The organism is Ruegeria sp. CF1 (genome assembly GCF_056537445.1).
Window position 1 is genome coordinate 85,447 of record NZ_JBQFRN010000013.1, and the last position, 18,026, is coordinate 103,472.

At 56.4% G+C, this 18,026-nt stretch carries 17 protein-coding genes; 9 read left to right on the forward strand and 8 right to left on the reverse strand.

What is annotated here, in order from left to right; translation table 11 throughout:
- Positions 1–2: 2 nt before the first annotated feature.
- Positions 3–2,189, reverse strand: coding sequence for a transglycosylase domain-containing protein (locus ACRZ96_RS18640; RefSeq protein ID WP_480707549.1), 2,187 nt, complete (start codon positions 2,187–2,189; stop codon positions 3–5).
- A 257-nt stretch (positions 2,190–2,446) separates the two neighbouring features.
- Between ACRZ96_RS18640 and ACRZ96_RS18645 the strand changes: the two genes are divergently transcribed.
- The gene (locus ACRZ96_RS18645) at positions 2,447–2,785 is read left to right on the forward strand and encodes a P-II family nitrogen regulator (RefSeq protein WP_039541190.1); all 339 of its coding nucleotides are present in this window, start codon (positions 2,447–2,449) and stop codon (positions 2,783–2,785) included.
- Positions 2,786–2,818: 33 nt separating this feature from the next.
- Positions 2,819–4,141 carry an ammonium transporter gene (locus ACRZ96_RS18650; protein WP_170395150.1) on the forward strand — a complete coding sequence of 441 codons (1,323 nt, stop codon included), beginning with the start codon at positions 2,819–2,821 and terminating at the stop codon, positions 4,139–4,141.
- A 71-nt stretch (positions 4,142–4,212) separates the two neighbouring features.
- Here the strand turns inward: ACRZ96_RS18650 and ACRZ96_RS18655 are convergent, their stop codons facing one another.
- The 4 genes from ACRZ96_RS18655 to ACRZ96_RS18670 all read right to left on the reverse strand — a co-directional run bounded on the left by ACRZ96_RS18655 (position 4,213) and on the right by ACRZ96_RS18670 (position 7,186).
- Complete coding sequence (locus tag ACRZ96_RS18655; protein ID WP_480562687.1) at positions 4,213–5,397, reverse strand: amino acid aminotransferase; 1,185 nt, start codon at positions 5,395–5,397, stop codon at positions 4,213–4,215.
- Positions 5,397–6,251, reverse strand: coding sequence for a 3-mercaptopyruvate sulfurtransferase (sseA, locus tag ACRZ96_RS18660; RefSeq protein ID WP_480562686.1), 855 nt, complete (start codon positions 6,249–6,251; stop codon positions 5,397–5,399). The genes ACRZ96_RS18655 and sseA overlap by 1 nt, the downstream gene beginning before the upstream one ends.
- A gap of 93 nt (positions 6,252–6,344) precedes the next feature.
- Complete coding sequence (locus ACRZ96_RS18665; protein ID WP_170395139.1) at positions 6,345–6,614, reverse strand: CBU_0592 family membrane protein; 270 nt, start codon at positions 6,612–6,614, stop codon at positions 6,345–6,347.
- Positions 6,615–6,628: 14 nt separating this feature from the next.
- Positions 6,629–7,186: an XRE family transcriptional regulator gene (locus ACRZ96_RS18670; RefSeq protein WP_170395136.1), complete on the reverse strand. Its 558-nt coding sequence runs from the start codon at positions 7,184–7,186 to the stop codon at positions 6,629–6,631.
- Positions 7,187–7,290: 104 nt separating this feature from the next.
- Between ACRZ96_RS18670 and ilvD the strand changes: the two genes are divergently transcribed.
- Positions 7,291–9,123 carry a dihydroxy-acid dehydratase gene (ilvD, locus tag ACRZ96_RS18675; RefSeq protein WP_170395133.1) on the forward strand — a complete coding sequence of 611 codons (1,833 nt, stop codon included), beginning with the start codon at positions 7,291–7,293 and terminating at the stop codon, positions 9,121–9,123.
- A gap of 171 nt (positions 9,124–9,294) precedes the next feature.
- On the opposite strand, the gene ACRZ96_RS18680 is transcribed toward ilvD, so the two are convergent.
- Entirely contained in the window at positions 9,295–10,113 is an 819-nt protein-coding gene (locus ACRZ96_RS18680; RefSeq protein WP_170423261.1) for a sulfotransferase family protein, read from the reverse strand.
- 140 nt (positions 10,114–10,253) lie between these two features.
- Here ACRZ96_RS18680 and ACRZ96_RS18685 point away from each other — a divergent pair, with 140 nt between their 5' ends.
- Complete coding sequence (locus ACRZ96_RS18685; protein ID WP_480772266.1) at positions 10,254–11,831, forward strand: DUF5928 domain-containing protein; 1,578 nt, start codon at positions 10,254–10,256, stop codon at positions 11,829–11,831.
- 38 nt (positions 11,832–11,869) lie between these two features.
- On the opposite strand, the gene amaB is transcribed toward ACRZ96_RS18685, so the two are convergent.
- Positions 11,870–13,381 carry an L-piperidine-6-carboxylate dehydrogenase gene (gene amaB, locus ACRZ96_RS18690; RefSeq protein WP_480707547.1) on the reverse strand — a complete coding sequence of 504 codons (1,512 nt, stop codon included), beginning with the start codon at positions 13,379–13,381 and terminating at the stop codon, positions 11,870–11,872.
- 3 nt (positions 13,382–13,384) lie between these two features.
- Complete coding sequence (locus ACRZ96_RS18695) at positions 13,385–14,491, reverse strand: saccharopine dehydrogenase NADP-binding domain-containing protein (protein WP_170626354.1); 1,107 nt, start codon at positions 14,489–14,491, stop codon at positions 13,385–13,387.
- Positions 14,492–14,763: 272 nt separating this feature from the next.
- On the opposite strand from ACRZ96_RS18695, the gene ACRZ96_RS18700 reads away from it, so the two are divergent.
- The 5 genes from ACRZ96_RS18700 to ACRZ96_RS18720 are packed head-to-tail and all read left to right on the forward strand — an operon-like array spanning position 14,764 to position 17,646.
- On the forward strand, positions 14,764–15,195 hold the full coding sequence (locus tag ACRZ96_RS18700) for a hypothetical protein (protein WP_480814917.1): 432 nt from the start codon (positions 14,764–14,766) through the stop codon (positions 15,193–15,195).
- A complete protein-coding gene (locus ACRZ96_RS18705) occupies positions 15,192–15,854 on the forward strand; it encodes a MotA/TolQ/ExbB proton channel family protein (RefSeq protein WP_480707545.1) in 663 nt (220 codons plus the stop codon). The genes ACRZ96_RS18700 and ACRZ96_RS18705 overlap by 4 nt, the downstream gene beginning before the upstream one ends.
- Positions 15,855–15,885: 31 nt before the next feature.
- The gene (locus ACRZ96_RS18710; RefSeq protein WP_170395115.1) at positions 15,886–16,212 is read left to right on the forward strand and encodes a biopolymer transporter ExbD; all 327 of its coding nucleotides are present in this window, start codon (positions 15,886–15,888) and stop codon (positions 16,210–16,212) included.
- A 4-nt stretch (positions 16,213–16,216) separates the two neighbouring features.
- On the forward strand, positions 16,217–16,591 hold the full coding sequence (locus tag ACRZ96_RS18715; protein ID WP_480814918.1) for an ExbD/TolR family protein: 375 nt from the start codon (positions 16,217–16,219) through the stop codon (positions 16,589–16,591).
- Positions 16,591–17,646 (forward strand): energy transducer TonB family protein, encoded by a 1,056-nt coding sequence (locus tag ACRZ96_RS18720; RefSeq protein WP_480772264.1) that lies wholly within the window; start codon positions 16,591–16,593, stop codon positions 17,644–17,646. The genes ACRZ96_RS18715 and ACRZ96_RS18720 overlap by 1 nt, the downstream gene beginning before the upstream one ends.
- Positions 17,647–18,026 lie beyond the last annotated feature (380 nt).

Below are 18,026 nucleotides of genomic sequence, written 5' to 3' on the forward strand. Positions count from 1 at the left end.
GGTCAGTTTCCGAAGATGTTGTTCAGCAGGTTGTTGATCGCACGGTCCAAACCAGTTTGATTCTTACGGCGCTGTTGCTGCGGCTGCGCGGTTCTGACCGGTGGGTCCGGCGCCAGCATGGGCAACGGCGTGGGCGTCATCCCTTCTGTCACGCGCAGCATGGTCTCTTTCCATATCTCCGCCGGCAAGCCTCCACCCGTGACACCTGACAACGGCGTATTATCATCATACCCCATCCAAACGCCCGTAACGTAGTCCGCGGTAAATCCGATAAACCAGGCATCCCGCGCGGCCTGGGTCGTGCCGGTCTTGCCCGCCACCTGCCAGCCCGGCAGCTTCGCGCGCCCACCCGTACCTTCAGAGACCACACGCTCCATCATCCAGGTCAGTTGTTTGGCGGCCTTGTCGTTGATGACGCGTTCACCGATACCGGTTGTCGTGATCATAACTGGATCGGTCTCACCAAGCAGCTTCAACTCGGTCAGACCATAGGGTTCCACCGCTGAACCGCCGTTCAGGATACCGGCGTAAGCGCCCGTCATCTCTATCAGCGTGCTTTCCGATGCGCCGAGCGCCAGCGCGAGTCCCTCGGCCAGATCACTTGAAAGGCCGAAACCACTGGCAACCGTGCGCACGTTATCCAGCCCCGAGATATCCGCCACTTTGACTGCGGGAATATTCAACGAATTCTTCAACGCATCTGCTAATGTCACCCGGCCATAGAACTTATTGGTGTAGTTCTTCGGACACCACTGTCCTGAACCTGCGATGTTCCAGCACGTTGGTTCATCCATCACCGTGTCCAGCGGTGAATATCCCAACTCCAAGGCCGTCGCATAGACAAACGGTTTGAACGACGAACCCGTTTGACGCAGAGCCTGCGTAGCCCGGTTGAACGCCCCCGAAACACGGGTCTTGCGCCCACCGACCATACCTCGAACCGCGCCATCCGCTGACATCACCACAATAGCGGCCTGCGCTTTGGACCCTTCGCGCACTTTCTCCTGGAAGATGAATTTAAGCGCCTCTTCCGCCGACGTTTGAATGCGCTGATCCAGTGTGGTTCGGATCACCACGTCCTCGGTTGTGTTACGTGTGAAAAACTCTGGCCCGCTGGCCATGACCCAATCGGCAAAGTAACCACCAGCACGCGCGGCAGCGGCCTCGGACAACTGCGCCGGACGGCTGCGGGCCTCGCTGGCCTGCGCGCTGCTCAGATAGCCCTGAGTCTCCATTAGCCCAACCACCAAACGTGCCCGATCTTGTGAACGTTGCAGGTTGTTCGTTGGCGCATAGCGTGTCGGGGCCACCAATAGACCTGCCAGCATTGCCGCCTCGGCCGGAGACACTTCGGCTGCTGAAATACCGAAATACCGCTGGCTGGCGGCCTCGAAGCCGCGGGCTCCCGCACCGAGGAAGGCGCGGTTCAGATAGATCGTCAGAATTTCATCCTTGGAGTATTTGACCTCCATCGCAATGGCATAAACTGCCTCTTTCGCCTTGCGCCATAGCGAACCCTGACGGCAATCGGCTTCATATGCAGCCTCAGACTCCCATTCGCTGGGCTCATAAGGCACACCCAGGCATAGAAGTTTCGCGGTTTGCTGGGTGATCGTTGAACCACCGTGACCAGACAGCGGTCCACGTCCTTCGCTCAGGTTGATGCGTACCGCGCTGGCGACACCGCGCGGGCTGACGCCGAAATGGCGGTAGAACCGTTTATCCTCGGTTGCAATCACGGCGTTCTTGAGATGCGGCGAAACTGTATCCGCCGTAATCACGCCGCCAAACTGATCGCCGCGCCAGGCAAAGACCTTGCCGTCGCGATCCAGTAAGGTCACCGAACCACGTGCCCGCCCATCAAGCAGGGCATCGACATCCGGCAATGAGGTGTAAACAACACCCACCGCCAGCGCCAACAGCAACCCCGCCACTGCGCCGACCCTCCAAGTGATCCCCCAAATTATGCGCCAGAGCCAGCGGAACAGCCGGCGGAAAATGCCACCGCCCTTCCCACCAGAACTGCGCCGCGTTTTCTTCCGCGCCGTTTTGCGCGGAGCGGCTTTTCGGGCCGTCGACTTCTTACCAGCGGGTTTTGCAGCCCGCTTGGTCGCCGCAGGCTTTCGGCCTTTGGTCGGGTACCTTTTATCCGCGACAAGGCGCGATTTGCGACGGTTGGACTCAGTCATGCTCAAACTCTGCCCGGTTATGCTTTTGGGGCACCATACCCCGCCGGAACGGCCATGTAGAGGTGTGAAATACCCGTATTTCCCCTCACAAGTTTGCCTATATTTTCACCAAGTAGCGTGTTTTGTGCAAAAATTGTGCATAATTGCTGATTTTTTACCCTCATTTACCCTCCGAAAACGTTCCATCTGAACCTCTGTCGCGCATTTTTCTGCAGGTGCAAAATGCCGGGCCGCCCGGAGTAGTAGAGGGGAAAGACGTGAAACTGATCATTGCGACAATCAAACCGTTCAAGCTTGAGGAGGTGCGCGAAGCACTGACCAATGCAGGCGTGCGCGGCATGATGGTGACTGAGATCAAAGGGTTTGGCTCGCAATCGGGTCACACCGAGATTTATCGCGGTGCCGAATACGCCGTGAATTTCGTTCCCAAGATCAAGCTTGAGATCGTGGTGCCCGCCACCATGGCCGACCAGATCGTCGAAACCATCACCACAACCGCCAAGACCGGCAAGATCGGTGACGGCAAGATTTTCGTCCTCGATGTCGAGCAAGCCCTGCGCGTGCGGACCGGGGAAACCAACGAAGAGGCGCTTTAAGCGCGCTTACTCACAATCACTCGAGGACTAACAATGAACCTGATGAAATCTCTCATCCCTGCCGCTGCGATCGTCGCACTGCCGCAGATGGGTCTTGCGCAAGAGGCCGCTACCGGAGAGCCCGCGCAACACACCCAATATATATTCACCACGCTGCTGTTCCTGATGGGCGGTTTCCTGGTGTTCTTCATGGCTGCAGGCTTTGCCATGCTCGAAGGCGGGCTGGTGCGCTCAAAGAACGTCGCGATGCAGATGACCAAAAACATCGCGCTGTTTTCAATCGCCGCGATCATGTACTGGCTGATCGGCTTCAACCTGATGTACCCCGGTGATGGTTGGACCATTTCTGGCTGGCTGGGCCCGTTCTTCTCGACTACCGTGCTTGACCCAGTGGGTGTCGGTGCAGATGCTGCGGCGCTTGACTACGCCTCAATCGGTTCGGATTTCTTCTTCCAACTGGTCTTTGTCGCAGCGACCGCCTCGATCGTGTCCGGTGCGGTGGCTGAACGGATCAAATTGTGGCCCTTCCTTGCCTTCGTTGTTGTCCTAACCGGCATCATGTACCCGATCTCGGGCTCGTGGCAGTGGGGTGGTGGTTGGCTGTCCGAAGCAGGCTTCTCGGACTTCGCTGGTTCGACCATCGTGCACTCGGTCGGTGGCTGGGCGGCTCTGGCAGGTGCCCTCATCCTTGGGCCGCGCATCGGTAAGTACAAGGACGGTAAAGTGCACCCGATGCCTGGTTCAAACCTGGCTCTGGCCACTCTGGGTACCTTTATCCTGTGGCTGGGTTGGTTCGGCTTCAACGGTGGTTCGCAGCTGGCGATGGGCACTGTAGGAGATGTCTCGGACGTATCGCGCATCTTTGCCAACACCAACATGGCTGCTGCATCCGGTGCCGTTGCCGCCCTTATCATGACACAGCTGCTGTACAAAAAGCCCGACCTGACCATGGTGCTGAACGGCGCGCTGGCGGGATTGGTGTCGATCACTGCTGAGCCGCTGGCCCCAACCCTGTTCGGCGCTCTGTGGATCGGTGCTGTGGGCGGTATCATCGTGGTCTTCGCGGTTCCGATGCTGGACAAGTTCAAGATCGACGACGTAGTCGGCGCCATCCCGGTCCACCTGTTCGCTGGCATCTGGGGCACCATCGCCGTGATCTTCTATGGCGAAGCCAGCCTGATCACTCAGCTGACCGGGATCATTGCTTATGGTGTCTTCACCTTTGGTGCTGCTCTTATCCTATGGTCGATCCTGAAGGCCACCGTAGGTATCCGTGTTAGCGAAGAGGACGAGATCAACGGCCTCGACATGGCTGAACTGGGTATGGAAGCGTATCCGGAATTCTCCAAGGGCTAATAGCCAACCAAGTAAAAACAAAAAAAACCCGGGCGTTCGCGCCCGGGTTTTCCTTCATTCAAAGATATCGCTCAGACGCCGACATCTACAATCGCCTGCGCCAGAATGGGCACAGTATTGGCGTTCAAACCAGCGATGTTCAGGCGGCTGTCACCGACCATGTAAATGCCGTGATCGGCACGCAGCTTTTCAACCAGTTCTGGCGCGGCACCCAGTCGCGAAAACATGCCGCGATGCTGGGCGATAAATCCAAATCGATCCGATCCACTAAGGCTCTGCAACTCATCAGCCAGTTGCTGACGCAGGCCCAGCATGGAAAGGCGGACATCTTCCAATTCGGTCGCCCAATCTGCCCGCAGAGCATCGTCATTCAGGATCGTCGTCACCACCCGCGCGCCGTGATCAGGCGGGAATGAGTAGTTCTGGCGGTTCAGAAATGCCAGCGTAGACTGGTTCAGTGCAGTCTGTGCCGGATCGTCACTGATCGCCATCAGCAGGCCGGTGCGTTCACGGTAGACGCCGAAGTTCTTCGAACAAGACGCCGCGATCAGGCAGCGCTTCACTGACGATGCTACCAGACGGGTTGCCTGCGCATCTTCTTCCAGACCGTCGCCAAAGCCCTGATAGGCGATGTCGATCATTGCGACGAGGCCACGCGTGTTGATCAGGTTCACGACCTCTTGCCATTGCACCATATTTAAGTTGGCACCCGTTGGGTTGTGGCAACAGCCGTGCAGAAGAACCACGTCGCCTGCATTGGCAGTTTTCAGGTCCTCGATCATACCGTCGAAATCGACGCCACGCGATTCTCCGTCGAAATAACGGTATTGGACTGTCTCGATCCCTAGATAGTTCAGGATCGACAAATGGTTTGGCCATGTGGGGTTCGACACGAAAACACGCGCGGTGGGGTTGGCCATACGGATCATCTCAAACGCCTGACGACAGGCTCCGGTACCACCGGGGGTGGCTACGGCTGCAATGTTGCCACGCGGGACAGAAGTTCCGAGGATCAAGTCGATCATCGCGTCCGCAAAGGCTGGATCACCAGCCAGACCGGTATAAGCCTTGCTCTCCTGCTCTTCGAGAATACGCTTTTCAGCTGCTTTCACCGCGCGCATCACCGGAGTGACCCCCTCGGCGTTCTTGTAGACACCAACGCCCAGATCGATCTTCTGATCACGTGGGTCGTCGCGGTACATCTGCATCAACGCCAGAATCTTGTCTGCTGGCTGCGGTTTAAGGTTCTCGAACATCAGTTCTCTCCGGTTGCGACGGGCAGGGTTGGGAAGGCACCCCATTCAGCCCAGGAGCCGTCATATAGCGCGTGGTCTTTCTTGCCCATGCGTTCCAAGGCAAGGCTGAGAATTGCGGCAGTCACACCAGAGCCACAGGATGTGATCGCGGGTTTCGATAAGTCGACGCTGGCATCTTCGAAAACCGCGCGGCAGTCCTCGGGCGACTTCATCGTGCCATTCTTGTTCAACAGCATTCCAAAAGGCACGTTGCGCGAGCCTGGGATATGACCCGAGCGCAACCCCTCGCGCGGTTCAGCTTCGGTCCCGACGAAACGGGCCGCCGAGCGGGCATCGATGATCTCGTGATCCGCAAGCTTCGCGGCTGATGAAACTTGCGTCACATCGCGGACAAGGTGGTTCTGAACCCGCACCGTCATGTGACGGTCGCGAATAATGGGGGGCAGGTCTTCGATCTCGCGCCCTTCGGACTGCCATTTTGGCAGTCCACCATCCAGAACGGCAATATTGTCCTGTCCCATCAGACGGAACAACCACCAGACCCGCGCCGCCGACATCAGCCCCGCACCGTCATAGACCACGACCTGATGGCCATCGCCAACGCCCATCGCGCGCAGGCGCGACATGAACTTCTCGACCGGAGGTGCCATATGCGGCAAGTCGGAACGATGGTCGGATATCTCATCAATATCAAAGAACCGCGCACCAGGGATGTGGGCAGCGTCATACTCTGCCTTGGCGTCTCGCGCTTGCTGCGGCAGGTACCACGACCCATCCAGAATCCTTAGATCCGGATCCTTGAGATGTGCGGCAAGCCATTCGGTAGAAACGAGGGTTTTTGGATCGTCCTGCATCTATGCCTCCCCTAAGCGAGCTTGGGTTTTCCCTATACTTGGCAGGATGCAGGTTCAAGGCTGGATAGCGCTAGCGTCCCGACCACACTGGATTTATCGCAAACGACGCAGGCGATAATACTGGATGATCCCAATAACGCTGATGATGATCCAGAAGCCTTCGATCAGCATGGACGCAAGATTGAAGTTCTGCAGCAGTGAGAACACGATCAGCACCGAACCGATAAGATTCACCAGCGGAAAGGCCAGATCCTCCGAGTTCATCACTCGCATCTGGGTCGCAAAATATGCCGCAACAACGATCAAAGCCCCGAATGAGCCGATGGCATCGACGACGGTCAAACTGTCCAGTAGTGCGGTCATTGTATGGGGCTTTCCTATTCTGAAACTTCCGCTGGTTGCGAATAGTGGTGCATATTTAGAAAAGCAGCTCCCTGATCACCAGCGCGGTATCCATGCGGCACATCCGCAGAAAATCGCAATCCTTGACCGGATTGCAGCGGAACCCAGTTTCCATTTCGCAGCACGTCCAAAGCTCCGCTCAGAACAAAAACCTCTTCGGTTACGCCTGCTGCATGGGCCGGAGATTCGTGGCTTTGATTGGGTGACAACTCGACATGAAATGTTTCGGCCCCCAATGCGGGATCAAAGGGAAAGACAATCTTGACTTCGATGCTTCCTGGAAATCTCACGGTACTGAACACATCGGCATCTGTCGTGTCACGCATTGCAGCAGTACCAATCAAAGCACTCAGCGGGAGCTGGAAACCCTTCGCGATCTTCCACAGGGTCGCGATGGTCGGGCTTGATTCGCCACGCTCGATCTGGCCCAGCATAGCTTTGCTGACCCCGGTGAGTTCCGCGACTTTTGACAGGCTCAGCCCGGATGCCGCCCGCACATCCCTTAGTTTCAGCGTTAGTTCGTCCGATTCCATAGCCGCGCCCTGCGATTTGTCTTGTGCGTTATAACGTACATATGATACGTGCGCTATAACGTACACACCCAATATCGCAGTTTGGGCAATAGGGATACAGCATCATGCCAATGTACCGATCCAGAACCTCCACCCATGGCCGCAACATGGCCGGTGCTCGCGGCCTGTGGCGCGCCACCGGTATGGGAGACGACGATTTCGGCAAACCGATCATCGCCATCGTCAACTCGTTCACCCAGTTTGTACCCGGTCACGTCCACCTGAAGGACCTGGGACAGATGGTTGCGCGTGAGGTTGAGGCCGCTGGCGGTGTCGCCAAAGAGTTCAACACCATTGCGGTCGATGACGGCATCGCCATGGGCCATGACGGGATGCTGTATTCGCTGCCCTCGCGTGAGGTGATTGCGGATTCTGTTGAATACATGGTTAACGCCCACTGCGCGGACGCTATGGTCTGTATCTCGAACTGCGACAAGATCACGCCCGGCATGTTGATGGCGGCCATGCGTCTGAACATCCCTGCGATCTTTGTCTCGGGTGGACCTATGGAGGCGGGCAAGATCGACATCGCCGATCTGGACGCCAAGAAGATCGACCTTGTCGACGCCATGGTTGCCGCAGCGGATGATCGATTTACCGATGAGCAGGTGCAACACATTGAAGAAAACGCCTGTCCAACCTGTGGTTCATGCTCGGGCATGTTCACCGCGAACTCGATGAATTGTCTGGCCGAGGCACTGGGTCTGGCGCTGCCGGGCAATGGCTCGACCCTGGCCACACATGCCGACCGTAAAGAGTTGTTCTTGGAAGCTGGTCGCCGCATCGTCGAGATCACCAAGCGCCACTATGATCTGGACGAGAAAGGCTTCCTGCCGCGTGAAATCGCCACGTTCGACGCGTTCGAAAATGCCATGAGCTTGGATATCGCAATGGGTGGATCGACCAATACGGTGCTTCATTTGCTGGCCATCGCGCACGAAGGTGAAGTGCATTTCACCATGTCCGACATGGACCGCCTGAGCCGCCAAGTGCCCTGTTTGTGCAAAGTCGCGCCCAACATCGAAAACGTGCACATGGAAGACGTCCACCGCGCTGGTGGCATCTTCTCGATCCTCGGTGAACTCAGCCGCGCAGGCTTGCTGCATGAGGATTGCCATACAGTGCATTCGGGCACCATGGGCGAAGCAATTGCCAACTGGGACATCAAAGTCGCCAACAACCCGAAGGCTCAGGACCTGTTCAAAGCGGCGCCCGGCGGCGTGCGTACTACACAAGCCTTCAGCCAGTCGAACCGCTACAAGGAGCTGGACACTGACCGCGAAGGCGGCGTGATCCGCTCGAAAGAGCACGCATTCAGCCAGGATGGCGGTCTGGCAGTATTGTTCGGCAATATCGCGCGCGACGGCTGTATCGTGAAAACTGCGGGTGTGGATGAGAACATCCTGAAATTCACGGGCTCAGCTTATGTCTGCGAAAGCCAGGACCAGGCTGTCAATGACATCCTGACCGGCAAGGTCAAGGAAGGTGACGTGGTGGTGATCCGCTACGAAGGCCCGCGTGGTGGGCCGGGAATGCAGGAAATGCTGTATCCGACTTCGTATCTGAAATCCAAGGGGCTGGGCAAAGCCTGCGCGCTGCTGACTGACGGTCGTTTCTCGGGTGGCACCTCGGGCTTATCAATCGGCCACGTCTCGCCCGAAGCAGCGGAAGGTGGTGAGATCGGTTTGGTGAAAACCGGCGACACGATCGAAATCGACATTCCCAACCGCAGCATCCATCTGGCGGTCTCCGACGAAGACCTGGCCGCGCGGCGCGAAGAGCAGGACGAGAAGGGCTGGCAGCCCGTTGCACCACGTAAGCGTAAAGTGTCCACCGCGCTAAAAGCCTATGCCAAATTGACGACCAGTGCCGCAAAAGGGGCCGTCCGTCAGGTCTAAGCACTGCGGGTGGGCGAATACTCCCGCACCCGATACATGGAATCGGCTGCGCCGATTCCATGTATCGGAATTTGGGCCCGGCGCCGCGCTTTGCGCGGCGCCGGGCCCAACCAGAGGAGATGTCTCACAAGAGACATTGACGATGGGCGGGAGCCTCACACTTCGAGCGTCTTAATCACCCAGCTTGGCGTGAATCTCATCTAGATCGATCTCACCCGTCGGCATTTTGTTGGCGGGATTTTCGAAATCGTACTTGAACAGTTCAAAATCCTGTTTGTAGATCTCGTAGACCAGATGCATCGACAAATCGTCAAAGTAATCCTCGACCGGATGCACGCGTTTTGGCCCATGGCCTTCGGATTCGTTGAAGCGCGGGATTTCGGACAGAGTCACGGGATGCGAGGTTTCAAGATTGTCCAATACACCCTGCATCCCATCGTTGAACTTCTCGGTCCAAAAAATCCGATCATATCGCCCGCCATTAGCGATCAGCGTCGAGACATGGCCAGACATGGCCGACCAGTGAATGTCGGGGTCCATCGGACGCCGCCAACGGATCGTGTCACGTGCAAATAACAGAAACCGGCGGAAACTGGCGATCTGATCGAACTCGCCTTTGCCATCGTCACCGCCAACCTCGATTCCATAGTTGTAAATCAGCGTTGGCACCAGATTGCCGCGATATCGTTTGCCGTTGCGCTGGATGCCACAGATCTTGTCAAAAAAGGAACTGAGAATGCGTGTGTAGGGATTACGCACGCAGGTGAATGTATAGGACTGGTGCGATTGAACATTTCTGGCAATCGGATCCTGACTGGCACCAAAGGCCCACTTGTGCATTCCGTCCTTGGCATCGTGAATGTCACCATCAAAGAAGCTGCCATGATCCGAGAAATACATGATTTGCCCGATCGTCGAACAGGCGCATTTCGGCACAACACGGTAGACCATGCTTTGACTTTCGGTCATCCACGTTCCGGGAAAACCCATCTACTGCGCCTCCTTAGCCAGTTATCGCATTGATACTCCGGCATTTTGACCCAAAGAACCAAAAATATTCTGTTTATTCAATCGCTCATCCTCAGTATCACGGTTGCAATTGGGCAGAAACGGGGAATTACGAGACGCAAATGGCAAAGATTGCCTATATCTTGCTGTGCCACAAAGATCCTGACGCGATCATTGCGCAGGCACGTCAGCTGACGGCTGCCGGCGATTGTATGGCGATCCATTTTGACGCCCGCGCCAACGATACGGATTATGCGCAGATACGCGACGCCCTGAAAGATAACCGCAATGTCACATTTGCAACGAAGCGGATCAAATGCGGATGGGGCGAATGGTCACTGGTTCAGGCCACGCTCCATGCATTGCAGGCGGCGGTGGATCAGTTCCCGAGGGTCACCCATTTTTACATGCTGTCCGGCGATTGCATGGCAATTAAAACCGCCGAGTATGTGCACAGCTTCCTTGATGAACGCGACATGGATTTCATCGAAAGCCATGACTTCTTCGAAAGCAATTGGATTAAGACCGGAATGAAAGAAGACCGGCTGATCTATCGCCACTATTTCAACGAACGCAATCAGCCGCGCCTGTTCTATGCCGCATACGAAATGCAAAAGCGTTTCGGTCTGACCCGCGGCATACCTGCAGACCTGCAGGTCAAGATCGGCAGCCAGTGGTGGTGCCTGCGCCGTCGCACAGTCGAGATGATTCTGGACTTCCTGCACCAACGCCGCGATGTGGTCCGGTTTTTCTCGACCACCTGGATTCCGGACGAGACGTTCTTTCAGACGCTTGTTCGCCACCTCGTCCCGAAGCAGGAAATCGAAAACCGTACACTGACATTTTTGATGTTTTCCGACTATGGCATGCCTGTCACCTTCTACAATGATCACTATGACATGCTGTTGGGGCAGAACTACCTGTTCGCTCGCAAGATCAGCCCCGAGGCCCATGAGTTGAAGGAACGGTTGGGTCAGCTTTATGCCAGCGAAGGAGTCACGTTCCACATCTCGGACGAAGGGCGTAATCTGTATCACTTCCTTGCCGGTCGCGGTCGGGTAGGACGACGTTTCGCTCAGCGCTTTTGGGAGGTCGGCAATACGTTAGGCCCCGAGCGGCAGGCGTTTTTGATTGTTTGCAAGAAGTGGCATGTCGCCAAACGGCTTGTTGACCAGATCGCGTCGGAAACCCCCATTCCCTGTATCGAATACATCTATGATGAGCAGGATACGCCATTGCCCGATTTGGGTGGAATCGAGACGACCCTGATTAAGCGGTCGCGCCATCGGCGGGCCGTTGCACGTATGTTGTTCGATTATTTCCAAAGCGACAGGCTGGTACTCTGCGTAGATCCGGCCAATCTGGACGTCATTCAGGATTTCTGTGCAGACCAGGCCCAAACACGTGTTCTGGAAATCGAATGTGCCTATTCAGATGAATATCTGACCGGCCATGCCTATCGCGTCGGTCTTGCGGGCCAGAACAGCTCACAGGATTCTCTCGCACGTCTGCTACCGACCCTTCGCAATGCGCTGGCTTACGAATCTGAATTGATCCGCAGTACCCAGAATGATGGGCTGTTCCATTTGCGCGAAGCGGCGGAACGTTCGGAGAATGAGGTGATTATCGCGGAATTTCTGGGGATCAGTGCCGATCAGGCCAAAGCGATCATGCAACTGGATTACCTGTTCGCTGATTGAATCCGGCGGCACGATCAGGTGCCGCCGGACATTCGAGTTCAGATGTCGAATTTGACACCTTGCGCCAATGGCAACTCGGCCGAATAGTTTACCGTGTTGGTCTGACGGCGCATGTAGGCTTTCCAGGCATCTGATCCGCTTTCGCGCCCGCCTCCGGTTTCCTTCTCGCCACCAAATGCGCCACCGATCTCGGCCCCGGACGGGCCGATGTTCACATTGGCAATCCCGCAATCCGACCCGGCCGCTGTCAGGAATTGCTCGGCTTCGCGCATGTTCAGTGTAAAAACGCAGGACGACAAGCCCTGTGGCACGTCGTTCTGAATCTCGATCGCCTCGGCAAAATCGTCATAGCCCATGACGTAAAGGATCGGAGCAAAGGTCTCGGCCTTCACAGTCGCGGTCTGGCCCGGCATCTCAACGATGGCCGGTTGCATATAAACACCGCCCGGCACACCTTCGGTCACGCGCTGACCTCCGAACACGGCACCACCCTCGGCCTTTGCTGATTCAAGCGCTGCGGTCATCGCATTGCCCGAAGCTTCATCCACCAACGGCCCAATCAACGTACCCTCGGTCAACGGATTACCGATGGGCAGACCTGCATAGGCTTTCTTCAGACGCCCAACCAGTTCCTCGCGGATCGAGTTGTGTACAATCAACCGCCGCAGTGTCGTACAGCGCTGCCCCGCTGTCCCGACAGCCGAGAATACGATCGCGCGCACCGCCATTTCCAGATCAGCCGACGGCCCAACGATCATCGCGTTATTTCCGCCGAGCTCAAGAATACACTTGCCAAAGCGCTGCGCCACGATCGGCGCAACCGCGCGGCCCATCCGGGTCGAGCCGGTGGCTGAAATGATCGGCACATCCTCGCTTGCAACCAGCGCCTCACCCAGATCGGCACCACCGATCAGGGTCTGCAAAAGCCCCTCGGGGGCGTCACCAAACCGGGCCAACGCCCGCTCAAAGATTTTCTGGCAAGCCAACGCGGTCAGAGGCGTTTTCTCGGACGGTTTCCAAACTACCGGATCACCACAGACCAGGGCCAGCGCAGCATTCCACGACCATACCGCCACCGGGAAATTAAAGGCCGAGATCACTCCGACCGGTCCCGCCGGATGCCACGTTTCCATCATCCGATGACCCGGGCGTTCCGAAGCAATGGTCAGACCATAAAGCTGCCGCGACAGACCAACAGCAAAATCACAGATGTCGATCATCTCCTGCACTTCGCCCAGACCTTCCGAGGTGATCTTGCCTGCCTCCCAACTGACAAGCGCGCCAAGGTCGTCCTTGGCGGCCCGCAGCTCTTCGCCCAGCAGTCGGATCAACTCACCCCGGCGCGGAGCCGGCACAACGCGCCATTCCTTGAACGCCGCTTTCGAGCGGGCAAAGATGGCCCCCATCTCGGAAACCGGAGTTTCGTGAACCTCGGCCAACAGGCTGCCATCTATCGGAGAGGTCACCCGCAGCGACCCGCCGCTAAGCTCAGCTGCAGTCAGGTCCAAATTCGCAAGCGTGGTTTCAGCAGTCATTATAATGTCTTTCATATCTCAAGCCGCCTTGTTTTGTTCGGTAACGTCACCGGCGCGATAAAGCCGGCCAAATTCGGTGTTCAGGAAATCGGCAAGCTTTACCTGCTCTTGCCGAACAAAGCCTTTCGAGGGCAGAACCCCTGTCCGCATCAGATCGACGACACCCAATACGCCTGCCGCAGTGGTTACTTGGATCGCACTCCAGACTTGTCCATCGATGGTGCGCGCAAAGGACTTGTTGATCAGGGATTTCTCACGCAACGTGCCGTCAACGATGCCCTTTGCAGTGCAATAGACCAACACGACGTCTTGATCCGTACGCGGCAAGGCCGTTTCAAAAATCTCTTTCAGCAGATCGCGGCGACGCTCTAGTCCCAGGTCACTGAGCAACAAGCGCAAGATATCCCGATGGCCCGGATAGCGGATCGAGCGATAGGATACCGCCTTCGCCTTACCGTCTAGCGTCTCGGGCAAGGTGCCCAGCCCGCCCGATGTATTGAAGCACTCGTACTCGACTCCGTCATGGCCGATCAGCTCATAATCTTCGAGGGGGGCTGTCTTAACCCTCTCGCCATTCACAATGGCATCGCAGAGGTTGCAGTATTCGTTGATTAGCCCATCGGTTGACCAAGTCAGGTTATATTTCAACGCGTTGGTCGGATAGAGCGGTAACGCCCCGACCCGCATATGCAGGCTGTCGATTTCATCGAACTCCGCCGCCAGCGCAGCGCCTGCAATCCCGACAAACCCGGGGGCCAACCCGCATTGCGGCATAAATGCCGTCTCGCTGTTCTGCGCCAGCTCGCGCACCGCGTTGGTGGCGGCGACATCTTCGGTCAGGTCAAAGTAATGCGCCCCAACAGTTTTGGCCGCGCTCGCAATCGCCGGTGTCAGAAAGAACGGCGCAGCAGAGATCACCGCATCAAACCCTTTAAGGCCTTTCTCCAAGCCCGCGCTATCGCTGGCATCAATCTGCCGCGTAGAAATGCCCCGTTTCTTGAATGCTGACAGGGCCGCAAGATCGTGATCGGCAACAGTCACCGTGTAATGTGCCGAGGTTTTCAGCAAAGTCGCGATCATCTGACCGATCTTCCCCGCCCCGACTACGCAAATATTCCAGCTCAAAACGCGCCTCCATTCTGTGTTTCTTTTGATTATGAAGGGCGACTTGTTCGGATTGCAGATCGTATCTTGACGAAATGAGGTAATATTCCGTCATTTTGCCATATTATACGTCACTTTGCTAAATAACTTACTCGAATATGACTTCGAACATGGTCGAATTCACAATCGTTTCAGCGCTCCTTTGAAGTGATTGTACTATCAGGTATGAGAGGACCATTGTCGGCTATACAACGCGGGCAATCGCGGTTCGCCCAAGCATATAGGTGCCTTCAATGGGATCTCTCCGTGTCCTGCTTACCTGTTTCGCATGCCTGCTTCCTTTTGCAGCTCTGGCCCAATCCGCTGAGGCGCCTGTCGCTGAGATTTCGTTAGAGCTCAATGCGTTGGAAGACGTTGGTAGTGCCTGCAGATTGACCTTTCTGGTGACCAACCAATCCGGAGCCACTATCGATGAAGCCGTATTCGAGACGGTGATATTTGACACCGAAGGCAGTGTCGTTACCCTCTCGCTTTTTGATTTTCGCGACTTACCTTTGGATCGCCCACGTGTCCGTCAGTTCGATCTGCCAGAGATGTCTTGCACGACTGTTGGGCGCGCATTGATCAATGGCGCGAGTTCATGCGTGGTAAAAGGCTCTCAGAGCGACATCTGTCAATCGACCCTAACGCTCAGCAGCCGGATTGAAGTGGAGTTGCTTGGATGAATATTCTCTCTTCTCTTCGAGAGATCCTGACCCTTGGCGGGCCCGTTGTGGCTATCCTTATTGTCATGTCGGTCCTGACCTTAGCAGTTACTCTTTACAAGCTTTGGCAGTTCGCTGCCTGTGGCGTAGGGCGGCACAAGGTTCTGTCACAAGCGCTGCAAGCCTGGGATGCTGGAGATCGAGCCACTGCACGCGCGCGCCTCGCTCGGAGCAGCAGCTATCTTGCACCGCTTGTCGAAGCCGCGATGGACGCGCCGGACACTCCTGATCTGGACGCTCGACTGGATGCCGAAGCTGGATTGGCACTGGCCGGGCTGGAGCGCGGATTTCGGCTTTTGGATACGGTCGCCCAGCTTGCACCCCTGCTTGGATTGTTCGGAACAGTTTTGGGAATGATCAATGCATTCCAAAGCCTTCAGTCTGCCGGGTCTTCTGTCGATCCCTCATTGTTGGCAGGTGGCATCTGGGTTGCTCTGGTAACAACAGCCGTTGGCCTTGCGGTGGCAATGCCGACTTCAATGGTCTTGTCTTGGTTTGAAAGCCGAACTGCCCGGGAACGGGTGTTTGCGGACAAAGCACTGCGCACGGTTCTGGTCCCGAACAGCTCGAACCAGCCCGCCTCAGGCAGGACCGAGATTCTGAACGCTGAACATGCGTAACACGGCGCCCTTTGTCAGACGACCGATGTCGATGACCCCGCTCATCGATGTCATCTTTTTGCTGTTGCTGTTTTTCATGTTGTCTTCAACTTTCTCAAAGTTCGCGGAGATCGAAATCAGCAGCGCAACCTCAGGCGCATCAGAATCGGCTGAACCCGTCGAGCGAATATTCATCCAGATCGGTACCGAGCGCGTGACTTTGAATGGCGAAACACTGGCGCTGGATGAACTGTCTACGCGGATCGGGGCCGGTCAGGCACTGGTAAGCCTTGATGCGGATACATCCGCCCAACGACTTGTGGATTTGCTGGTTGTTTTGCGTGGCCGCGATGGCTTGACCGTCACGGTGTTGGAGTAGACCGATGATCCGCTTTGGTCGCCCAAGCCGCAAACGAGACTCGACCATCCCTCTGATCAACGTCGTCTTTCTGATGCTAATCTTCTTTCTGATTGCAGGCACCCTGGCACCACCGCTTGATCCCGAGCTTCAGCTTGTCGACACATCGGAACTCGAAGGCCGCGACCCTCCCGATGCGCTTGTCTTGAACGCTGATGGCATCCTCAGCTTTCGCGGAGTGCAAACCGACCCTGAGGCTTTTATGGCCAGCCATGATGACGGACCCGTCAGGATTGTCCCCGACCGCAATGTTTCAGCCCAACGATTGATGGAGGTAACCGGTGCCCTTCGACGGCATGGGGCGCCATCTGTGTACCTCGTGACCCAGCAGGCTTTATAATGATCCGGAAGTCAGCAGCCATCGCTGCGTTGGCGGGTGTGCTTTCGCTTGTCCTGCATATCTTTGGGATCAGTTTCTACGGTTCCAGTCTGCCAGAACTGCGGGCCAATGAGGAATCGGTCAGTTTGATCGAGCTTGGCAACACATTCGAGGAATTCACCGAAGACACGACGGACCCGGTGCAGCCGGACTCTGCTGAAACACCCGAGCCTCCGGTTGAAGACACTGTTAAGCCCGATACTGCCGACATCCCGATCAGCGATACACTCGTCGCTTCCCCCAATCCTCAGCAGGTATCTTCACCCGATGTCGGAGCGCCCGTCGCCCCACGATCAGAGCTACAGGAAGAGGTGCCGACCAAACCGGTCGCCCCGTCCAATCCGGAACCAGCCACAGACGCAGATACCTCCGTAACGTCAGCGGTCGACCCGGAACCCGAGCGCTTGGCAGCTTTACCGCCCACAGACGCCTCTACTGCGCCGGTCCCTCCACTTGAGAGTACGGCAGTCGAACCAGAAATCCCAAGTTCGGTCGATGAGCCAACAAACGAGCCACCAGAAGAACAAGCCGCGCCTTCCGATCAGGCTGTATCTGTTTCCAAACGCCCCCGCCTCCCGGACAGAAGGCCCGCAACGGATACGCCAAAATCGCTCGATGGGTTCAGTAACTTCGACAATTTGCGCAACCCTTCGCGGACAGTAGAGTCGCCCTTAAGCCTGTATCAAAAGGAAGGGGCTGATCCGTTCCGAACCAGCAGTGGCCGAAATCAATCCTCGGGTCGCGGCGTTGGAAACTCCGATACCACTAACTATGCCGGACAAGTCCTGGTCCACCTCAATCAAACGCCCGTCGTCTATGTACCGGTCCGCGGGTTTGCGCAGGTATTCTTCGAAATTAATCCTGATGGATCACTGGCTTGGGTTGATATCGTCGATAGCTCTGGCTCACCTGAAATCGAACGCGCCGCCAGAGATCAAGTCATCCGCGCCGCTCCATTTCCCCGCCCACCAAGCGGGTCAAGCCGCAGGCTATCGTTTTATTACCAAAATAGTTGATACCAAAGACAGCAGTTCGCCGAACCAGTTGTTCGTTCCCTGAATGCTTCAACACGCTCTAAGGAGAGGATTTCCATCGGTCGTCACGGCAAGGTCACCGTGGGCGAAGCACAGAAGTTGGCAAAAAAGAGCTGAGGGGGTAAGTGGCTAGTTACGAAAAGAAGTTTCCTATCGTTGCTTCCACAGTGCTTCTAGAAGTATTGGTGCAAATAGAAACACCGCCCTAGGGCGGTGCGTAAACATCTGATGTTGCACGGTGTATTTTTATTTGCGGGAGTAGGAATTGAACCTACGACCTTCATGTTATGAGCCTGACGAGGTTTGATCGTTAAGCAATTGATCGGGTTGATCAATTGTAGTCCGCACGGGCTGTGTTTGGA

What these genes read in the sequence shown, in the direction of transcription:
- ACRZ96_RS18640 (WP_480707549.1), bottom strand. Translation starts at nt 2,189, where the DNA reads ATGACTGAGTCCAACCGTCGCAAATCGCGCCTTGTCGCGGATAAAAGG.
- ACRZ96_RS18650 (WP_170395150.1), top strand. Translation starts at nt 2,819, where the DNA reads ATGAACCTGATGAAATCTCTCATCCCTGCCGCTGCGATCGTCGCACTG.
- ACRZ96_RS18655 (WP_480562687.1), bottom strand. Translation starts at nt 5,397, where the DNA reads ATGTTCGAGAACCTTAAACCGCAGCCAGCAGACAAGATTCTGGCGTTG.
- sseA (WP_480562686.1), bottom strand. Translation starts at nt 6,251, where the DNA reads ATGCAGGACGATCCAAAAACCCTCGTTTCTACCGAATGGCTTGCCGCA.
- ACRZ96_RS18665 (WP_170395139.1), bottom strand. Translation starts at nt 6,614, where the DNA reads ATGACCGCACTACTGGACAGTTTGACCGTCGTCGATGCCATCGGCTCA.
- ACRZ96_RS18670 (WP_170395136.1), bottom strand. Translation starts at nt 7,186, where the DNA reads ATGGAATCGGACGAACTAACGCTGAAACTAAGGGATGTGCGGGCGGCA.
- ilvD (WP_170395133.1), top strand. Translation starts at nt 7,291, where the DNA reads ATGCCAATGTACCGATCCAGAACCTCCACCCATGGCCGCAACATGGCC.
- ACRZ96_RS18680 (WP_170423261.1), bottom strand. Translation starts at nt 10,113, where the DNA reads ATGGGTTTTCCCGGAACGTGGATGACCGAAAGTCAAAGCATGGTCTAC.
- ACRZ96_RS18685 (WP_480772266.1), top strand. Translation starts at nt 10,254, where the DNA reads ATGGCAAAGATTGCCTATATCTTGCTGTGCCACAAAGATCCTGACGCG.
- amaB (WP_480707547.1), bottom strand. Translation starts at nt 13,381, where the DNA reads ATGAAAGACATTATAATGACTGCTGAAACCACGCTTGCGAATTTGGAC.
- ACRZ96_RS18700 (WP_480814917.1), top strand. Translation starts at nt 14,764, where the DNA reads ATGGGATCTCTCCGTGTCCTGCTTACCTGTTTCGCATGCCTGCTTCCT.
- ACRZ96_RS18705 (WP_480707545.1), top strand. Translation starts at nt 15,192, where the DNA reads ATGAATATTCTCTCTTCTCTTCGAGAGATCCTGACCCTTGGCGGGCCC.
- ACRZ96_RS18710 (WP_170395115.1), top strand. Translation starts at nt 15,886, where the DNA reads ATGACCCCGCTCATCGATGTCATCTTTTTGCTGTTGCTGTTTTTCATG.
- ACRZ96_RS18715 (WP_480814918.1), top strand. Translation starts at nt 16,217, where the DNA reads ATGATCCGCTTTGGTCGCCCAAGCCGCAAACGAGACTCGACCATCCCT.
- ACRZ96_RS18720 (WP_480772264.1), top strand. Translation starts at nt 16,591, where the DNA reads ATGATCCGGAAGTCAGCAGCCATCGCTGCGTTGGCGGGTGTGCTTTCG.